Origin of the sequence: Thalassococcus sp. S3 (assembly GCF_004216475.1) — a bacterium.
Taxonomy (GTDB): domain Bacteria; phylum Pseudomonadota; class Alphaproteobacteria; order Rhodobacterales; family Rhodobacteraceae.
In genome coordinates, this window is sequence record NZ_CP022303.1 from 2,109,324 (window position 1) to 2,127,444 (window position 18,121).

Annotated in this window: 19 protein-coding genes; 9 read left to right on the forward strand and 10 right to left on the reverse strand. The window is 59.7% G+C overall.

All coding sequences use genetic code 11. From position 1 onward, the window contains the following. Positions 1–5 precede the first annotated feature (5 nt). Positions 6–410 (reverse strand): hypothetical protein, encoded by a 405-nt coding sequence (locus CFI11_RS10585; RefSeq protein ID WP_130405719.1) that lies wholly within the window; start codon positions 408–410, stop codon positions 6–8. After that, complete coding sequence (gene ssb / locus CFI11_RS10590) at positions 410–910, reverse strand: single-stranded DNA-binding protein (RefSeq protein ID WP_130405721.1); 501 nt, start codon at positions 908–910, stop codon at positions 410–412. Before ssb ends, CFI11_RS10585 begins: the two co-directional genes overlap by 1 nt. A gap of 186 nt (positions 911–1,096) precedes the next feature. On the opposite strand from ssb, the gene CFI11_RS10595 reads away from it, so the two are divergent. Next, on the forward strand, positions 1,097–1,681 hold the full coding sequence (locus CFI11_RS10595) for a lytic transglycosylase domain-containing protein (protein WP_130405723.1): 585 nt from the start codon (positions 1,097–1,099) through the stop codon (positions 1,679–1,681). A gap of 62 nt (positions 1,682–1,743) precedes the next feature. Here CFI11_RS10595 and CFI11_RS10600 read toward each other — a convergent pair whose 3' ends face one another. Beyond that, positions 1,744–2,415, reverse strand: a complete 672-nt coding sequence (locus CFI11_RS10600; RefSeq protein WP_130405725.1) for a hypothetical protein — start codon at positions 2,413–2,415, stop codon at positions 1,744–1,746. A 199-nt stretch (positions 2,416–2,614) separates the two neighbouring features. Here CFI11_RS10600 and CFI11_RS10605 point away from each other — a divergent pair, with 199 nt between their 5' ends. After that, positions 2,615–3,130 (forward strand): hypothetical protein, encoded by a 516-nt coding sequence (locus tag CFI11_RS10605; RefSeq protein WP_130405727.1) that lies wholly within the window; start codon positions 2,615–2,617, stop codon positions 3,128–3,130. Between the two features lie 67 nt (positions 3,131–3,197). Here CFI11_RS10605 and CFI11_RS10610 read toward each other — a convergent pair whose 3' ends face one another. The 7 genes from CFI11_RS10610 to miaA all read right to left on the reverse strand — a co-directional run bounded on the left by CFI11_RS10610 (position 3,198) and on the right by miaA (position 12,293). Then, a complete protein-coding gene (locus tag CFI11_RS10610; RefSeq protein ID WP_130405729.1) occupies positions 3,198–3,758 on the reverse strand; it encodes a CAP domain-containing protein in 561 nt (186 codons plus the stop codon). Positions 3,759–3,986: 228 nt separating this feature from the next. Further along, positions 3,987–6,071: an ABC transporter ATP-binding protein gene (locus CFI11_RS10615; protein WP_130405731.1), complete on the reverse strand. Its 2,085-nt coding sequence runs from the start codon at positions 6,069–6,071 to the stop codon at positions 3,987–3,989. 200 nt (positions 6,072–6,271) lie between these two features. After that, positions 6,272–7,465, reverse strand: a complete 1,194-nt coding sequence (locus tag CFI11_RS10620) for an ABC transporter permease (RefSeq protein WP_130405733.1) — start codon at positions 7,463–7,465, stop codon at positions 6,272–6,274. A gap of 12 nt (positions 7,466–7,477) precedes the next feature. Next, positions 7,478–8,530 carry an ABC transporter permease gene (locus tag CFI11_RS10625; RefSeq protein ID WP_130405735.1) on the reverse strand — a complete coding sequence of 351 codons (1,053 nt, stop codon included), beginning with the start codon at positions 8,528–8,530 and terminating at the stop codon, positions 7,478–7,480. Positions 8,531–8,659: 129 nt separating this feature from the next. Beyond that, the gene (locus CFI11_RS10630) at positions 8,660–10,324 is read right to left on the reverse strand and encodes an ABC transporter substrate-binding protein (protein WP_130405737.1); all 1,665 of its coding nucleotides are present in this window, start codon (positions 10,322–10,324) and stop codon (positions 8,660–8,662) included. A gap of 218 nt (positions 10,325–10,542) precedes the next feature. Beyond that, entirely contained in the window at positions 10,543–11,262 is a 720-nt protein-coding gene (locus tag CFI11_RS10635; RefSeq protein WP_130405739.1) for a helix-turn-helix transcriptional regulator, read from the reverse strand. A gap of 155 nt (positions 11,263–11,417) precedes the next feature. Next, positions 11,418–12,293, reverse strand: a complete 876-nt coding sequence (gene miaA / locus CFI11_RS10640; protein WP_130405741.1) for a tRNA (adenosine(37)-N6)-dimethylallyltransferase MiaA — start codon at positions 12,291–12,293, stop codon at positions 11,418–11,420. A gap of 105 nt (positions 12,294–12,398) precedes the next feature. Between miaA and pyrH the strand changes: the two genes are divergently transcribed. The 7 genes from pyrH to CFI11_RS24785 all read left to right on the forward strand — a co-directional run bounded on the left by pyrH (position 12,399) and on the right by CFI11_RS24785 (position 18,026). Continuing rightward, positions 12,399–13,136, forward strand: coding sequence for a UMP kinase (gene pyrH, locus CFI11_RS10645; RefSeq protein WP_130405743.1), 738 nt, complete (start codon positions 12,399–12,401; stop codon positions 13,134–13,136). Between the two features lie 46 nt (positions 13,137–13,182). Further along, entirely contained in the window at positions 13,183–13,746 is a 564-nt protein-coding gene (gene frr, locus CFI11_RS10650) for a ribosome recycling factor (protein ID WP_130405745.1), read from the forward strand. A gap of 9 nt (positions 13,747–13,755) precedes the next feature. Further along, positions 13,756–14,490, forward strand: a complete 735-nt coding sequence (locus CFI11_RS10655; protein WP_130405747.1) for an isoprenyl transferase — start codon at positions 13,756–13,758, stop codon at positions 14,488–14,490. After that, entirely contained in the window at positions 14,487–15,275 is a 789-nt protein-coding gene (locus CFI11_RS10660) for a phosphatidate cytidylyltransferase (RefSeq protein ID WP_130405749.1), read from the forward strand. The genes CFI11_RS10655 and CFI11_RS10660 overlap by 4 nt, the downstream gene beginning before the upstream one ends. 3 nt (positions 15,276–15,278) lie before the next feature. After that, positions 15,279–16,451 (forward strand): 1-deoxy-D-xylulose-5-phosphate reductoisomerase, encoded by a 1,173-nt coding sequence (gene dxr / locus CFI11_RS10665; RefSeq protein ID WP_130405751.1) that lies wholly within the window; start codon positions 15,279–15,281, stop codon positions 16,449–16,451. A gap of 5 nt (positions 16,452–16,456) precedes the next feature. Further along, complete coding sequence (gene rseP / locus CFI11_RS10670; RefSeq protein ID WP_130405753.1) at positions 16,457–17,812, forward strand: RIP metalloprotease RseP; 1,356 nt, start codon at positions 16,457–16,459, stop codon at positions 17,810–17,812. An 88-nt stretch (positions 17,813–17,900) separates the two neighbouring features. Beyond that, a complete protein-coding gene (locus CFI11_RS24785; RefSeq protein WP_256370574.1) occupies positions 17,901–18,026 on the forward strand; it encodes a hypothetical protein in 126 nt (41 codons plus the stop codon). Positions 18,027–18,121: the final 95 nt, after the last annotated feature.

Genomic DNA, 18,121 nt, shown 5'->3' on the forward strand with positions numbered 1-18,121 from the left:
ACGCATCACTCCAGCGCTTTCGTCAGCGCACCGCGAAGCGTATCGTATTCCCGCTGAGGAATACCGCTCATCGCCGCCGCATGCGTCGTGACCTCATCCTGGTAGCGTTCCGGCGCCGTGAACCGGGCGCCGGGTGCTGTGAATTGGCTGTCCGTCAGATCCACCGCCTGACCGTCGATGCGGTTATAATAGTGCCAAACGCCGTCCAGATCGGTGCGCAGAATGTCCCCGCCGAACAGATCGTTTACGACGGCGGCCGTGACATTGCACTGGCCCGAAGCCGGGTTTTCCGGCGTCCATTGAACGGCTGTCTCCAGCGACCAGGCCGTCATCAAGGCCTTTCTGACCTTGCCTTCGTCAAACGACTTCGAAAACGGTTCTGTCCCGCCCGCTGATCCGATGGTTGTCATCAGAAGGGGATTTCATCGTCGATATCGCGCGATCCGCCCCCGCCGGACCCCCCGCCATAGCCGCCATCCTGTGGTCCGCTGTCATAGCCGCCGCCCTGACCGCCGCCATAGCCACCGCCGCCACCACCCATACCGCCGCCGCCTTCGCCGCGACCGTCGAGCATGGTCAATGTCGATGTATAGGGACGCAAGACAACCTCGGTGCTGTAGCGGTCCTGACCGGACTGGTCCTGCCATTTGCGCGTCTCAAGCTGACCTTCGAGATAGACTTTGGACCCTTTGCGCAGATATTGCTCGGCCACCCGGGCAAGCGGTTCCGAGAAGATGGCCACGCTGTGCCATTCCGTTCTCTCGCGCCGCTCTCCGGTGTTGCGATCTTTCCATGTTTCAGAGGTCGCAATACGAAGATTGCAGACCTTGCCGCCATTCTGGAAGGTCCGCACCTCCGGGTCGCGGCCAAGATTGCCGATCAGAATGACCTTGTTTACCGAACCTGCCATGATGTCCCCGTCGTCGCCTTGGTTTTTGCCCTCGAATCCTCGGGCGTTGTCACTGTGCAAGACTACACTTCCTCGCAGGGGATTTAAAATGGGTTAACCATGACTGCGGCGGGCGGAAGGACTGGTCATGCACGTGAAAATCCTTATAGTCGCGCCAACGCATATTGTGTGGGGCATTTTAGCGGTATGCATAGATTGATCATCGCGGTTTTCGCGGCAGCGCTTACGGCACCGTCAGGGGCGCAGGCGGACATCTTTTCGACGAAGAACAGGCCTGACCTTTTCAAGAGCCAGGCGCGCGTTCTTGATAGCCGGGCCTCCAAGCAATATGCCAATTCCGTGAGGCTCCAGCCCCCGACCGTGCGCACGCCCAGCAAGTGGAACGCGCCGGGCTATAATGGTAAATATCGCGGCGTCTATCTTGGCATGGCGCGGGACGCGGCCCGACGTCACGGTGTGCCGGAAGACCTGTTCCTGCGCCTCGTCCAGCAAGAGAGCAACTGGAACCCAAAGGCGCTGTCACACAAAGGGGCAATCGGGTTGGCCCAGTTGATGCCGGGCACCGCGCGCAAGCTGCGCGTCGACCCGAACGACCCCTATGAAAACCTTGATGGCGGCGCCCGATACCTTTCCATGCAATACCGCACATTCGGCTCATGGCGCCTGGCGCTCGCCGCCTACAATGCCGGTCCGGGCGCGGTGAAAAAGCATGGCGGCATCCCGCCCTTCAAGGAAACCCGCAACTACGTCCGCATCATCTGGGGCAGCTAATACCCGGGCAGGTGATCCGGTATAGAGCCTCGGGTTCTCCGGGCTGGGTCATGACGCGGTTCTCATCGCATGACCACAACGGAGCATTGTGCATCGTAAAAATGTGGTTGATTGACCGGGCCTGAAAAGACGTTCGATTGATACCCCATCAGCTGGCAATTCTGCACGCAAGGATAATTGTAGTTTTCAGGTCCGTAGTAACCTGCCACGCTATAGCGGATCTGGGTTACCATCGCCGGCGCCTGGGCCTCGTTCTGGACAGAGCAATTCAGATATGGCCCCGCGACAACGAAGCCAAAAAGCTCTTGAGATGTCGGGTTTTGTGGCTGCGAAGGGACGCTTGTCGGCACCGAGTTCGGCTGGATATTGCTATTGACCGCGCTCTGATCGCTTCTTAACTCATCGACGAGCGTGCGGAACACTTCAAGTCGACAGCTTCGCGCATCCTTTAACTCGTCCCCCAGCTGTTCCCTGAGAACGTTGGTATATTTCTCGTCCTCGAAACTGGCCGATCCCTCAATTCCGGCATCCGCCAGACGCTTTGCCAGTCCTTTGAGTTCTGCGTTCACTTCGCCATCTACGGCAAAGGAGCGGTTGAAGCCTTCGTTTGTGATCTCTCCGCAGATGGCATCCGCTGATTCACTTATGATCGCCAATGCGTCGGATGTCAGTGATTGCGCGCCTGCCTGCGTCGCGCTGACCATTAAGGAAAGACAGAATGCGTGTTTGATCATGGAAATGCCATTGGGTGAAAAATATGGCCTCAGGCTACCATAGCTCCCTTTTCAGGTCACGCTTTCTGACGCCTGTTGGGGCGTGGCCTTTGATTTCTTCACCCCAGACCCGCCAAATTAATGGGAAACCTTTTTCGGGGGGACGTTGTTAATCTGTTGTCCAGGGCCGGACAGGCCCGAAAGCAAGGAGACCAAAGAAATGAAACGGATCCAAAACTCCGCCATGATCGCATTGCTCGGCACGACGTTGCTGGCACCTTTTGCAATCGCCGACGAAGTGATGGTCAACGAAATTGATGTCGACGCGGCGCTGACGGCACCCGAAGACGCCAATGCATTGCTTTACTATCCTGACATTACCGAAGATATCGAAAGAGAGATCGTCAAGCTTGTCCCGATCGGGGAAAGCGACGAGTCGGTCTCGATCCAGGTTAATCTCGACAAGATCAGCCTGGATGGCGACACCATGTTGCCGGATTCCCAGGAATTCAACACCATCGAAGGCGTCATTGCCTTTTACCGCGATGGTCGCAGCAGCCCGGTGAAAAGCTTGCCGATGAAAGTCACCGCGGTGACGGGCGCTGCCCCGGTCGGCGAAGGTTTCGTGACGATTGAACCCTCGACCGAAGACTTCTACGGCGCGATGGTCGTGGGCTTTGCCGAAGCCGTGGCAGACCAATTGCCCGAAGAACTGCGCGACATCGTACGTCGCTAAATCATCTTGAAACAAGATGCGCGCGGGCAAAGGCCCGCGCGCTTTTGTGTTGAAGCCCAATCAGGCGCTACATAAGAAAGTCATCTTGCGGGAGTGTGAGCATCGTTGGGTCCCACATGTCGTCCGGCTCCGCCTGCTTTGCCAGGGCCGCGCCGTTCTTTTGACCGCCGGGGTCCAGGTTCACCGAAGCATCTGTCTTTCCGAAATTCTGTGTCACGATGACGGATTCGCGCCCGTTAAAGTCACCCACCTTGATCCCGATCCCGACGAATTCGAAGTCATCCGAAAGAATGTTGGCCCGGTGACCGGGGCTTTGCATCAACGCCTCGTGCAGATCGCGCACATCGTCCTTGACCGTCAGTTTCCCACGCTCCGTCTGATAGGCGACGTTCTCGCCCCATGACCAGCTGCCGGTGAAGTCGAACCCGGCATCCTCCATTCGGTCTCCGGCCGAGGAGCCGTTCTTGCCGGTATGCGTCAACTGATCGACCTTCAGCATCCATGAGCTGTGATCGTCCGCCGCCTCATTGAGATCCTTTTCAAGTTTCAGCCGGTCAAGCCCAGCCTCCTTTCGTTCCTGATTGATCAGGTCCAGCATCAGCAGCTCGATCTTGTTTGCCTTCGACATGTCCGTGTTCCAGTCCTGTGAGTGGTTGGGCTTTCGCACTTCGACGTTCTGTTTTGATGGCGCAAGCGATCCAGGGCGCCTGTCTCTGAAACAGCGCTATCTTGCTGAAAGCCGACCAGATCGGGGGGTGTGCCTGCGCGGATTGTTGCAGCGTGCATGCGCGGGATGCCAAATCATGCAAGTCAGGTTTGCACCGGCGACCGGAGGGATCGCCGATGCATGGTCGCGCTACTCCGCCGCGATCTTGATCACCGGCTCCATCTCGGCAAGCTTGTCGTCGCTCAGATGGCACTTGATCTGGTGCCCACCATCCAGCGTCCGGACGGGCGGCACCTCCTTTTCGCAAAGACCGCCAGGGACTTCCGACTTCCACCGGCATCGCGTCTGGAACGGGCAGCCCGTTGGCGGGTTCATGGCGGAGGGAATATCGCCTTCCAACACGATGTGCTTTTTCTCCACGCTGGTATCGGCAATGGGAACCGCGCTCAAAAGCGCTTCGGTATAGGGATGATAGGGCGGGGCAAAGACCTGTTCTGTCGTGCCAAGTTCGACGACATGGCCCAGATACATCACCATCACGCGGTCACTGAGATAGCGCACGATTGAAAGATCGTGGCTGATGAAAAGAAGCGTCGTCTTCTCTTCGCGCTGGATCTCCATCAGCAGATCCGTCACCGCGGCCTGCACCGACACGTCGAGCGCCGAGACCGGTTCATCCGCAACCACGATCCGCGCGCCACCGGCAAAGGCACGGGCGATGCCGACGCGCTGCTTTTGTCCGCCCGATAGCTGTCGTGGCATACGCTCTGCGAAAGCACGTGGCAGCTTGACCAGATCCAGCAGCTCCAGCATGCGTTCGCGCCGTTCCGCATCGTTCTTGCCGATCTTGAAGATCTCAAGCGCCCGCATGATCTGACGCCCGACGCTCATCGAGGGGTTCAGCGTATCGAACGGGTTCTGAAAGACCATCTGCACATCCGAGACCGTTTTCGTATCCCGTGCCTCGATCGGCGTGGCCTCGATGTTGCGATTATCGAGCAGAATTTGACCGTCCGTCGCTGTTTCCAGCCCCATGAGGACCTTGGCGAAGGTGGATTTGCCACAGCCGGATTCACCCACGATCGCCAGTGTCTCGCTTTCGCGGGCTTCGAAGCTTAGCGTTTCGTTGGCCTTGACGACCTTCTTGTCGCCTCCGCCAAAGAGCGCGTTGGCGGCCACCTCATAGTATTTCTTGAGGTTGTCCATCTTTAGGACCACATCGCCGACCTCGGCCTTCTTCTTTTGTTCGCCGACCGTGATGGGCGCGCCCCAGTCGATCTCCTTGAATTTCAGGCAACGGGTCGAATGCCTGTCATCTCCTTCGACCTCATGCATTGGGATGTCGCCGGCGTTGCAGCGATCCTCTTCGAAATAATCGCATCGTGGGCCGAAATTGCAGCCCGGTGGCCGTTCATGGGGTAGGGGGAAGTTTCCGGGGATCGCCACCAGCGGGCGTGATGTCTTGTCCGCTCCGGGCAGCGGGATTGAACGGAAGAGGGCCTGTGTATAGGGGTGCTGCATCTTGTCGAAGACATCAGCGATGGAACCCGTCTCAACCGCTTCGCCGGAATACATCACGCAAAGCCGGTCGCATGTTTCCAGCACCAGCCCAAGATTGTGAGAGATAAAGAGCATGGATGTGCCGTATTTCTGACCAAGCTCTTTCACCAACTCGACCACGGCGGCCTCGACCGTCACGTCAAGCGCCGTTGTGGGTTCGTCGAGGATCAGCAGAGCCGGTTCCGACATCAGCGCCATGGCGATCACGATCCGTTGCTGCTGACCACCGGACAACTGGTGGGGATAGGAATTGAGGATACGCTTGGGATCCGGCAGCTTCACATCCGTGACCACCTGAAGGGCTCGGTCGTAAGCCTCTTTCTCGTTCATGCCCTGATGGATCATCGGCACTTCCATCAGCTGCTTGCCGATTTTCATCGCCGGGTTCAGGCTCGCCATCGGTTCCTGATAGATCATCGCGATTTCGCTGCCGCGAATGGCGCGCAGCTCGTCATCGCTCATCTCACTCAGATCACGCCCCTTGAACTTGATCGACCCGCCGACGATGCGCCCGTTCTTGCCCAGATCCTGCATCACGCCCAGGGCCACGGTCGATTTCCCGCAGCCCGACTCGCCCACAAGACCAACCGCTTCACCCGGTTGCACCGTCACCGAAAAGTCCATCACCGCGGGGATCTCTCTCAGCCGCGTAAAGAAGGAAATCGACAATTTGTCGATCTCCAAGATCGGGCCGTCATAATCCTGTTTCGCCATTTTTATCTCCCTTTTGGCCGGAAGGACTGCGATGGTCCTTCATCTTGCCAAGTAAACTCCGGGGGTCCGGGGGCTGGCCCCCGGTCCTGTCAGCTATGTCACACGCCTCGGTTCGCTACCCTGGCGCCCAGCTTGCAGAGGGCGTGGGGCCCGCGAAAATCCTTGATTTTCGCTCCACCCCACTCTGCGCGAAGAAAGCCTCAATCCTTGAGGCTTTCTTCGCGCAAGCCATCCGCCAGCAGGTTCAGACCCAGCACCAGCGTCAGCAGCGCAAAGGCCGGCGGCAGGGCAGGGTGCAGATAAATCGACAGAAGCTTGCGCCCCTCGTTGATCGTGCTGCCCCAATCGGGGCTTTCCGGCGGCAGACCCAGCCCGAAAAAGCCGAGCGTTCCCAAAAGGATCGTCGTATAGCCGATCCGCAGGCAGAAATCGACGATCAGCGGCCCGCGTGCATTGGGCAGGATCTCCCAGAGCATGATATACCATGGACCCTCCCCGCGGGTTTGCGCAGCAGCCACGTAGTCGCGCGTTTTGATGTCCATCGCCAGGCCACGCACGATCCGGAAGACCGTGGGCGAATTCACGAAGACCACCGAAACAAAGACCACCAGGATCCCGCCCGGCACATCGAAGAGATCGAGGAAGCCCGGAAGCACCGTGACTTTCGATCCGACCTCGCTGACCAGGGACAGATAGAGCCAGAGCGCCACACCCAGAACCACGATCAGCAGCGGCGTGCGGAAGGTCGGCTGGGTATAATAGCGTGAATTCAACAGCACCCCGATAAAGATGATCGGGAAGATGAAGAGAACGATCGCCATGTAGTTCGGCACACCCGTCGCCACGATTTCCGGCGTCACCAGCAGGTAGAAGAGCAGGATCACCGGGAAGGCGAGGATCAGGTTGGCCAGGAAGGACAGGAACGTGTCCAGCTTGCCGCCGTAATAGCCTGCTGGCAGCCCCAGCGTAATGCCCACCATGAAGGCAAAGAGCGTGGCCAGCGGTGCGATCTGCACCACGACCCACGCCCCCTTGATCATCCGGCTGAAGACATCGCGCGCGAGGTTGTCCCCGCCCAGCAGATACCAGGCATATTCGCCATCCTCCGCCCCGCGCATCGGCGTGCCGGGCACTTTGTTCTTCATGCCCGAGACCTGCGCCAGAGGATCGTGGGTGATGATCATGTCCATCGCGCCGAAGAGGCCCGTGAACACCCAGAACATCACCAGCGCGAAACCGATCATGCCGATGAGGCTGTCAAAGAGCTTTCCGTAAAGCCCCAGCTTGCGTTTGAAGGTGATCGACACTGCAAAAAGGACGATCAGCGCGATCCAGACCGGTGTGAACTGGATGAAGATACGGGTGATGATCTCACCCCATGTCAAAGGATCCATGTCTCGGCCCCCTTAAGAAATGCGGATGCGCGGGTTGAGGAAGACATAGCCGATATCCGATATCAGCTGCGTCACCAGAACCACCACGACCGAGACCACCGAGACCGCCAGAAGCAGCTCGATATCGTTATTGCCGGCCGCCTGCACCAGTAGCCAGCCGAACCCCTTGTAGTTGAAGAGCGTCTCGACGATCACGACGCCGTTCAGAAGCCAGGGGAATTGCAGCATGATCACCGTGAAGGGCGCGATCAGCGCGTTTCTCAGCGCGTGTTTCAGCACGATATTGGGGAAAGAGACGCCCTTCAGCCGCGCGGTACGGATATATTGCGCCGTCATCACCTCGGTCATCGAGGCGCGGGTCATCCGGGCGATATAGCCCATCCCGTAAAGCGCGATCGTAAGCACCGGCAGGAAGAAATTTTCAAATGTCGCATTCTCCATCGCCGCGGTCGCCGTGCCTTTGAACCATTTCAGACCCACAGCGGAGGAGGCGAAGACCGCGATAAAGATCACGCCCGAGACATATTCGGGCGTCGCCGTCGTCGCGATAGAGAAGGTCGAGAGCGTTCTGTCGGTGGCCGATCCCTCGCGCATGCCCGCAAGCACGCCGACGATCAGCGCCATCGGGACCATCAGGATCAGAACCCACATCATCAGGAACCCGGTATTGCCCAGACGCTCGGCGACCAATCCGCCAACCTCGTCCTTGAAGACCGTCGAATATCCCCAATCGCCCTGCAACACGCCACAATAGCGGGGCGCTTCTGCCGCCTGTTCTGCGCTCACCGTTCCGGCGATGCAGCGCCCGGTGATGCCGGCTTCGGTCTCATGCGTCCATCCGGGCACGATGCCCAGCCACTGCCCGTACTTCACCGGCATCGGCTGCAGATACCCGCGCGCCTCAAGCCAGCTCAGCACGGCCTCGTCCGACATGCGGAAATTGCCTTGGGTCTTGGCCAGCTTTTCGAGGTTCGGAAAGAGGTTCGTCATGAAGAACACGATGAACGTGAGGCATAACGCCGTCAGGATCATCACGCCCGTCCTGCGTAAGATAAACAGTCCCATTGGGTCCCCTGTTGGTCAGTTCGGTGCCGGTTTGGTGCCGGACCCTTTTGTGTGCGCCGGCTTGTTTGTGCCGGTCGTCAAAGGCGAAAGGCCGCGCTCTTTACGAACGCGGCCTCCTGCAGGTTCAAGTCAGGCCGCGAGGCCCCATTTGTAATGATGGTGTTCAAACGCGATATGCATGTCAGTGTTCACCAGACCCGGGCGCATATGACGGTAGAGCGACCGCCAGTAGGGCTGGATCGTGACGCCTTCCTCCTGAATCAGCGCCTGCATCTTGGCCATGGTGTCACGCCGTGCCTCCGCATCAGCAATCGACAGCGCCTCGTCCAAAAGCGCGTCGAACTCCGCATTCTCCCATCCGAACTCGTTCCAGGCCTCGCCCGAGCGATAGGCCAGCGCGTGGATCTGAACGCCCAAGGGGCGGTGGTTCCAGTTTGTCGAGCTGAACGGGTACTTGGTCCAGTCGTTCCAGAACGTGGAGCCCGGCAGAACGGTACGGCGCACGTTGAAGCCTGCATCGCGCAACTGGGCGGCCACGGCATCGGTGGTGTTCTTGCGCCAGTCATCGTCGATCGACATCAACTCGTGTTCGAAATCCATCATGCCGGCCTCTTCCATCAGCGCGCGTGCCGCTTCGGGATCCACCTTTGGCGCCGGCAATTCAGCATATTCGGGGTGTACCGGTGCCACATGGTGGTTTTCGGCCACTTCGCCGAGGTCCGAATAGCCAAGCTCAAGGCAAATGGCGTTGTCCACGGCCATCTGAAGGGCCTGACGCACGCGCTTGTCGGCATAGGGTTTCGTGCCGTTTATTTCCGCCAATTGGTTGGGGCGGATCACCACCGTCGCCGCGGTGACCACCTCGGACTTTTCGAATTCTAGCGCGTCGAGCACTTCGATGAACTCGCCCACGGTCTCATGCAGCATATCGACCTCTTCGGCCTCCATCGCGGCAATCCAGGCGGACGGATCGGTTCCGAAGTCAACATATTCGATCCGGTCGAGGTAAGGTCCGCCAAACACTTCGGTGCCCCACCATGTGTGATCTTCCTTGCGGGCGAGCGTACAGGTCACGCCGACCTCCAGCTCTTCGATCACATAGGGGCCGGTACCGATGTTGCTGAGGAAATCCTCGGTCTGGTAGGTCGAGTGCACGATGGCGGCGGGATAGTCCGACATGCCCGCGATCAGGGAGATATCCGGTTGCGGCAGGTTCAAGCGCAGCGTCGTTTCATCCACCACCTCGATTGCGCCGTCAATTGCCTGCCCGGTCTCGTCGTTCACCAGGACGGCGAAGCGACCGGCCATCGAGTTGCCTTCGAAGTTCTTTTCGCACCAGCGCTCGATATTGCGCGCCACGTCATCGGCGGTGAAGGGGTCGCCATTGCTCCAGGTCACGCCCGGCCGCACGTTCAGAGTGTAGACGGTGGCGTCTTCGTTGATCTCCCACCCTTCGAGCAGCATGCCGCGGAAGGTGCCATCCGAGTTGTATTCGACCAGATATTCCAGCGTCCCCCGGGTTTCGTTGCCCATTTCGGACCAGTCATATGCACGGGTGTCTTTCAATCCGCGAACGCTCATCTGCACACGCAGGGTGCCGCCTTGCTGGGCTTCTGCCTGGGCGCGGGCGGGGCTTTCAAGCCCGATCATCCCGTAAGCGGCCGTTGCGGTCACACCCAACGCTGTGGCGCGGGTCAGGAACTCTCGTCTGCTGAGTTTGCCGTCCTGATATTCCTGGGCATGCATCTTGGCTGCCCAGTGGATCGGCTTTCCAGTGAGTGTTTTGTCGGTCATCCTGTTCTCCCTGTGCGGATGAGTGGTCGATCTGCATATGCCGACGCGGTTTTGCGCGTGACACTCTGCCAGTCTGTTATGAACCCCGTGTCAACATTCGGCACCAGTTTCCCCGAGAGGTCAACGCTCGCTATCGTCATTTGGCGTCACAAAAACGACAATTCAATTGTTTAAAAACGACACGCGTTTCATATGTGCAGATGTTTTCGGGTGTGGTTTCATCCATGGCGTCTGAGCCGGGTCGGCGTTTCGCCGGTGTGATGCTGGATGAAGCGGGTGAAATAGGCGGCACTGCCAAAGCCCAGATGTCGCGCGATATCCTGAACGGCGACATCGGTATCGACCAGCAGGCTGCGTGCAGCGTGAAGCTGCCGCTCTGTCAAAAGCGTGGCCGCGGTTCGGCCCAATTGCTGACGGCAGACACGCGTCAGATGGGTCGGTGTGACCCCAAGGGCCTGGGCATGATCCGCCATCGTCGCACCCGTCATGTGATCGTCGGCGATGCGCGCGCAATAAGCCGAACACAATCGGCCCGCGGCTGACACGCGCGGCTCTTCGGGGCTGTCAAGCAATTGTCGCCGCAACCAGGTCGCGATCAGCAGCGCATAGGCTGCCATGGCTTCGTCGCTGTGGGCGAGATTGCCGGTCTGCTCGCGACCCAGTGTCTCCATCAGGCCGGTCAGCTCCTTTTGTGCACCGACATCGCGGATACGCACATGATACGGATTTTCGGGAAAGGGCAGGGCGCTTCCAAACGGGATCACCAACACCTGACCATAGCCCTGCCGCCCGATATCGAGCGCCATCAGCTCATGCGCGGGGACGAAGAGGGCATTGTGCGTGCCCACGCCCCTTCGCGCCCCATCCAGAATGGCAACGCCCTGACCACGGGTGATCCAGATGAACAGGCTGACATCACGGTTATGCGGCAGCTGCATGCGCCACTCGGCCCCTTGGCTTAGCTGGGCGAGCGTGTGCAGACGAAGGCCATGCTGCTGGGCGATTTCGTCGTATGTGTTCGAAAAAGACAGGCGGATGACCTCAATTTTTCACCGAGGCCAGCATGGATGTGCGAATTATGCAAGGGCTCTGCCTATATTGCCGGTTCTACGGCGAACCATTGCCGCATCTTCGAGCGCATCCAGGTGCGCTGGCGTTTGGCGAATTGCCGTGTTGCGATGCTGGCACGTTCCCGCGCCGCCTCCAACGAGATCGCGCCGTCGAGATGCGCCATCAACTCGGGAACGCCGATCGCCTTGAAGGCGGGCAGGGATGGGTCAAAATGCGACCGCATGTTTTCAACCTCCTCCAATGCACCGCCGGCGATCATCTGATCGAAACGTTTGAAAATACGCGCTTCAAGCCAATCGCGCGGGGTGTCGAGGGCGATCGGCACACAGGCGGTCAATTCCAAAGCGGGCGCTGGCGTTTCGGCTTGCCAGTCGGCCAGGCCACGACCGGTTTGTTCCAGCACTTCCCAGGCCCGCTGCACGCGCGCGCGATTTTCGGTGTCGATGGCCGAACGGGTCTTCGGGTCGAGCCGCGCCAGAAGGTCGGGCGACGACATCGCATCGGCCCGCTGGCGCGTTTCGGGCGCGATCGGCGGCAGATCGACCATGCCTTGTGTCAGCGCACTGAAATAAAGCCCGGTGCCGCCCACGATGATGGGGCGTTCACGACGTGTCAGAAGTGGTTTGACGTCGGTCAGCCATTGGCCGGCGGAATAGGTGAGCCGCCACGGCACATGTCCATAAAGCAGATGCGGAACGAGCCCTTCATCTTCCTGGGAGGGCCGTGCCGTCACGATGCGCCAGCAATCGTAGACCTGACTGGCATCTGCATTCACGATCACGCCGCCATGGCGTTGCGCGATCTCAAGGGCGAGCGCCGATTTTCCCGACGCCGTTGCGCCGGCGATCAGAACGGGACGGTCTTCGGGTATGTCCGGCAGGTCCGGATAAAGCGTCATCGCCGTTCCGCGGGTTTCCCGCTTTCGCCTGCATCTCGCATTGAACACTGTCCGCAATTACGACATTTTGCGCCAAAATAACCCTGTGCCGGAGCCCAGCGCAACATGACCTCTTCCCCATCCGAGATCCCGCAAACGAAATTCAAACGGGTGATGTTAAAGATATCGGGGGAGGCTTTGATGGGAGATCAGGGCTTTGGACTGCATCCGCCCACGGTCGAGCGTATCGCGGACGAAGTGAAGTCGGTCCACGATCTTGGTGTTGAGATCTGCATGGTGATCGGGGGCGGCAACATCTTTAGAGGCCTGCAGGGGTCGGCCCAGGGAATGGAGCGGACAACCGCTGACTACATGGGCATGCTGGCCACCGTGATGAATGCCTTGGCGATGCAATCCGCTTTGGAGACGCGCAATGTCTTTACCCGTGTGATCAGTGCGATCACCATGAACGAGGTGGCAGAGCCCTACATCCGGCGCCGCGCGGTCCGCCATCTTGAGAAAAAGCGGGTCTGCATCTTCGCCGCGGGTACGGGCAACCCCTATTTCACGACCGATACCGCCGCCACCTTGCGCGCAAACGAGATGTCGTGCGAGGCGATTTTCAAGGGCACCAAGGTCGATGGCGTCTATGACAAGGACCCCAACAAATACGACGATGCCGTGCGCTACGACGAAGTTAGCTATGACGATTGCCTCTCCAAGCGTCTTGGGGTGATGGACGCGTCGGCGATCGCGCTGGCGCGGGACAACAATCTGCCGATCATCGTTTTTTCCCTGGACGAGCCAGGGGGCTTCCGTGGAATTCTGGCGGGGCAGGGCACCTATACAAAGGTGCACGGATGACGTTATAGACCGCGGGCAACCGAACATAGAATTAGGGGAGAGCGGCATGTCGGACGATTTTGAACTGGATACCGATGATCTTCAGCGCCGGATGGACGGCGCGATGTCCAACCTGAAAACCGAATTTGCCTCTCTGCGTACCGGACGCGCCTCGGCCTCCATGCTGGAACCGGTCACCGTGGAAGCCTACGGTCAGCGCACGCCCATCAATCAGGTCGGTACGGTGAACGTGCCCGAGCCCCGGATGGTGACCGTGAATGTCTGGGACAAATCCATGGTCGGCGCGGTGGAAAAAGCCATTCGCGAAAGCGGACTTGGCATCAATCCGCAGCTCAACGGGACCATTATCATGCTGCCCATCCCCGAGTTGAACGAAGAACGGCGGCGCGAACTGGGCAAGGTTGCCGGCCAATATGCCGAAAGCGCACGGGTCTCGATCCGCAACGTGCGCCGGGACGGAATGGACCAGATCAAGAAGGCCAAGACCGATGGTCTGAGCGAGGATGATCAGAAATTCTGGGAAACCGAAGTACAGGACCTCACCGACAAGATGATTGCCGCAGTGGACGAGGCACTGGAAACGAAACAATCCGAAATCATGCAGGTCTGAGCGGCGCGGATGCCCAAGGACCCGGACACCCCCCAGAGGACGGACGGACCGCGTCATGTCGCCATCATCATGGACGGGAATGGACGCTGGGCCCAGGCGCGCGGCCGCCCACGGCTTTTTGGCCACCACGCCGGTGCCAAACGTGTCCGCGAGGTCGTTGAGGCCTGTAAGGATCTGGGGATCCGCTATCTGACGATCTTTGCCTTCTCCACCGAGAACTGGAAGCGCACACAGGTCGAGGTCGCCGGTCTGATGAACCTCTTTCGGCGCTATATTTCAAAGGAAATGCGCGCGCTGCACGACGAAAATGTCCGTGTGCGCTTTATCGGGGATCGCGTGCGGCTTGACCAGAAGCTGATCACCCTGATGGACGATCTTGAGGAACTCACCGCAGGCAATGATGGCGTGAACCTGACCATCGCGCTGAATTACGGCGGTCGAGACGAGGTTGCACGGGCGACACGCCGGCTGGCCGAAGACGTCGCAGAGGGCAAGCTGGATCCGCTGAACGTGGATGAGGAAACGCTGCCACGCTATCTTGATACACGGGTGCTGCCCGATCCTGACCTCGTCATCCGCACCAGCGGCGAGGCACGGATCTCAAACTTCCTGCTCTGGCAATCGGCTTATGCGGAATACGAATTCATCGACACGCTATGGCCCGACTTCTCGGCAGAGGAGCTTGCGCGTCTTTGCCGGAGCTATGGCCGCCGTGACCGGCGGTTCGGTGCGGTGAAGGTATGACGGCGTCAGGACGTTGGCAGGATCTGGCGGCCCGGATGGGGTCGGGTGCTGTCATGCTGGGCATCGGTCTGGCGGCGGTCTATGCGGGCGGAGATGTCTTTCACGTCTTTGTCGCCGTGATTTGCGGTGTGATGATTTGGGAACTTGTCCGCATGCTTGCCCCGGACGTGCCCGCCGTTGCCTGGCAGCTGGGGGGACTTGCAGGCGTCGTGGTGCTGGTTGCGATTTATCTTCCGCCCGCCTTTGCCCTTCCGATGCTGATCGCACCCGCGCTTGTGGGGATCAGTCAGCTTCCCGGCAACCGGACCTTGTATATGGTCTTTACTCTGCTGGTTCTGCTGGCCGGGTTTGGTATGATGTCGGTACGTGACGATTTCGGATTTGTCTGGATGTTGTGGCTGGCGAGCGCCGTCGTGGTCACCGATGTCGCCGGATACTTTGCCGGGCGCCTGATGGGCGGGCCGAAGTTCTGGCCCCGCGTAAGCCCCAAGAAAACCTGGTCTGGCACGGTGGCAGGCTGGATTGCCGCGGGGCTTGTGGGGTTGATCTTTGCCTGGCAGACAAAGGCCGGTTTTGAGCTGGTGGGGATTTCGGTGGCGATTTCGATGGCGTCTCAGATCGGCGATATAGCGGAAAGTGCGGTGAAGCGAAAGATGAGCGTGAAGGATGCAAGCGATCTGATCCCGGGACATGGCGGTCTGCTCGACCGCTTTGACGGGATGCTGGGTGCTTCGGTTTTTCTGCTTCTGACCGGACGCTTCATTGCGTTCCCTCCGGGGCTTTGAGCCATGCGGCGCGTGTCTATCTTTGGGGCAACCGGCTCGGTCGGGCAGAACACCATTGATCTCATTGCACGAGATCCGGGGGCCTATGATGTCGTCGCGCTGACAGGGGGCCGCAACGTGGCCCAGCTTGCCGCGGATGCGCGCCGGCTAAAGGCCGATATCGCCGTGACCGCGTTTGACGATGAACTGGACGCCTTGCGCGCCGCCCTTGAGGGGTCCGGCATCGCAGCGGCGGCAGGCCAGGCCGCGCTTTGCGAGGCTGCGGCCCGTCCGGCCGATTGGGTCATGTCCGCAATCGTCGGCGCTGCGGGGCTGGAGCCGGGACTGATCGCGCTTCGCCAGGGGGCGACTTTGGCCTTGGCTAACAAGGAATCCCTCGTCTGCGCAGGCGCGCTGGTGCTGGAAACCGCAAAGGCGCATGGCGGCCGCCTTCTGCCGGTCGACAGTGAACATTCGGCGGTATTTCAGGCGCTGGTGGGCGAGGATATGTCGGCTGTCGAGCGGGTCATTATCACTGCAAGTGGCGGCGCTTTTCGGGATTGGCCGCTCGACGCCTTGAAGGCCGCAACGCTGGCGGAAGCCTCCAGCCATCCCAACTGGGATATGGGCCAGCGGATCACTATCGACAGCGCGTCGATGTTCAACAAGGCGCTTGAGCTGATTGAAACCAAGGAATATTTCGGCGTCCGCCCTGACCAGATCGAGGTCATCGTGCACCCTGAATCCCTGATCCATGCGATGGTGGGTTTCAACGATGGCGCGTTGATGGCTCATGTCGGTCCGCCGGATATGCGACATGCCATCGGCTATGCCTTGCATTGGCCGGATCGACGCGCGCTCCCGGTCTCGCGGCTCGACTTTGCCCAGATCGCGCAGCTCAATTTCCGCGCGCCCGAAGATGCCCGGTATCCCGCACTGCGCCTTGCGCGGCTGGTGATGGAGCGTGGCGGACTGTCCGGAGCGGTCTTTAACGCCGCCAAGGAGCGAAGCCTCGACGCATTCATCGCCGGTCGCATCGGTTTTCTGGATATGGCCGCCATCGTCGAGGAGGTTCTTGCCCGTTTTGAGGCAAAGGCCGGTCTCATTGATGCCGCAATGACACTTGATAACGTACGCAATACGGACCATTTGGCCAGACAATGGGCCGATGATGTGATGGCCGTTCGAGCAGGATAGCAGATTTGGACATACTGGCACTTCTTCCGCAATTCGGTGGACTTCTCTGGACCATCCTTGCTTTCATCGCGGCGCTTTCGGTCATCGTTGCGGTTCATGAATACGGCCACTACATCGTGGGCCGCTGGGCGGGCATCCATGCCGAGGTCTTTTCGCTGGGTTTCGGGCCGGTCCTGTTCAGCAGGGTCGATAAACACGGCACGCGCTGGCAGTTCGCGCTTTTGCCGTTTGGCGGATACGTCAAGTTTCTGGGCGATGCGAATGCGGCGTCCGGCAAGGATGACGAAACGATGAGCCAGATCGCCGCGGAGGATCCCAAGAGACTGCGACGCACCATGCACGGCGCCCCGCTTTGGGCCCGCGCCGCGACGGTTGCGGCGGGTCCGGCCTTCAACTTCATCATGTCGATCATCGTCTTTGCCGCGATCCTGATGTTTCGGGGCGTGCCATCGGACCCGCTCGTTGTCGGAGAGATCCGCGATCTGCCACAAGGCGCCTACGAATTGCGGGAAGGGGACGAGATCATTGCCGTCGCAAATCGTCCTGCGCCCAGCCTGGAAGATGGCGTTGCCTGGTCTGACTTCTCGGACAATCTGCCCCTCGAAAAGCTTCTGTCCTACACCGTTATGCGCGATGGTCGTGAGATCACGGTGGACGGGCCCTATCTCTATCCGCCCCATGTCACTTCGGTCGCGCCGCGCAGCGCTGCGATGGACGTCGAGATCAGGCCCGGTGACGTGATCACCAGCGTTGACGGGGTGCCGATTTTTGCTTTTGCGCAGTTGCGCGAAGCTGTTGAAGGCTCCAATGGCCGCGCTCTGCTGGTGGAGGTTTGGCGGGATGGACAGACCCTGGAATTCGCGCTGGCGCCCAAGCGTGTGGACGAGCCGCAGGCAGATGGCGGATTTGCCACGCAATGGCGCATCGGCATTGCGGGCAACATGGCCTTCGAGGCTGCGACCGAACGTGCGGGTTTGGGTGAATCCCTGCTGGGTGGGCTGGCCCAGACCTGGCGCATCATCGAAAGCTCGATCTCAGGGCTTTGGCACATGGTGACCGGTGCGATCAGTTCGTGCAATCTGAGCGGCCCCATTGGAATTGCCGAGGCATCGGGCGCCATGGCCTCGCAAGGCGCGCAATCCTTCATCTGGTTTATCGCCGTGTTATCAACCGCGGTGGGCCTTTTGAATCTGTTCCCTGTCCCCGCGCTGGATGGCGGCCACCTTGTCTTTTATGCCTATGAGGCCGTGGTGGGCCGGCCGCCCAGCGACATGGCGTTGCGGGTTCTGATGGCGATTGGCATTACCATGATCCTGTCACTGATGGTTTTTGCCATCACCAACGATATCTTCTGCCCCTGATCCGAAGATTTCTCAGAAGTGCCCCATTCCTGCCGCATTTGGCGCAGACCATTGACCGCAGGCACGAACAAAAGGGGCCATGTCAGAGATGCAGACGATTGCAAAGTCCTACCGTGGAATTGGCCTCCTGATGGAGCTGAACTGGGACAGGTTGCTCTATGTGGGGACCATCGCGGTTGCCCTGGTGGCGGGGGCATATCTGGGCAGCCTTTGACCTGACCACAGCTTGACCGACCCACGCACCCGCATCCCCCCGGATCTGGTGCATTTTGGGCTTTTGACATCGCCCATTATTCCCGATACTCACTT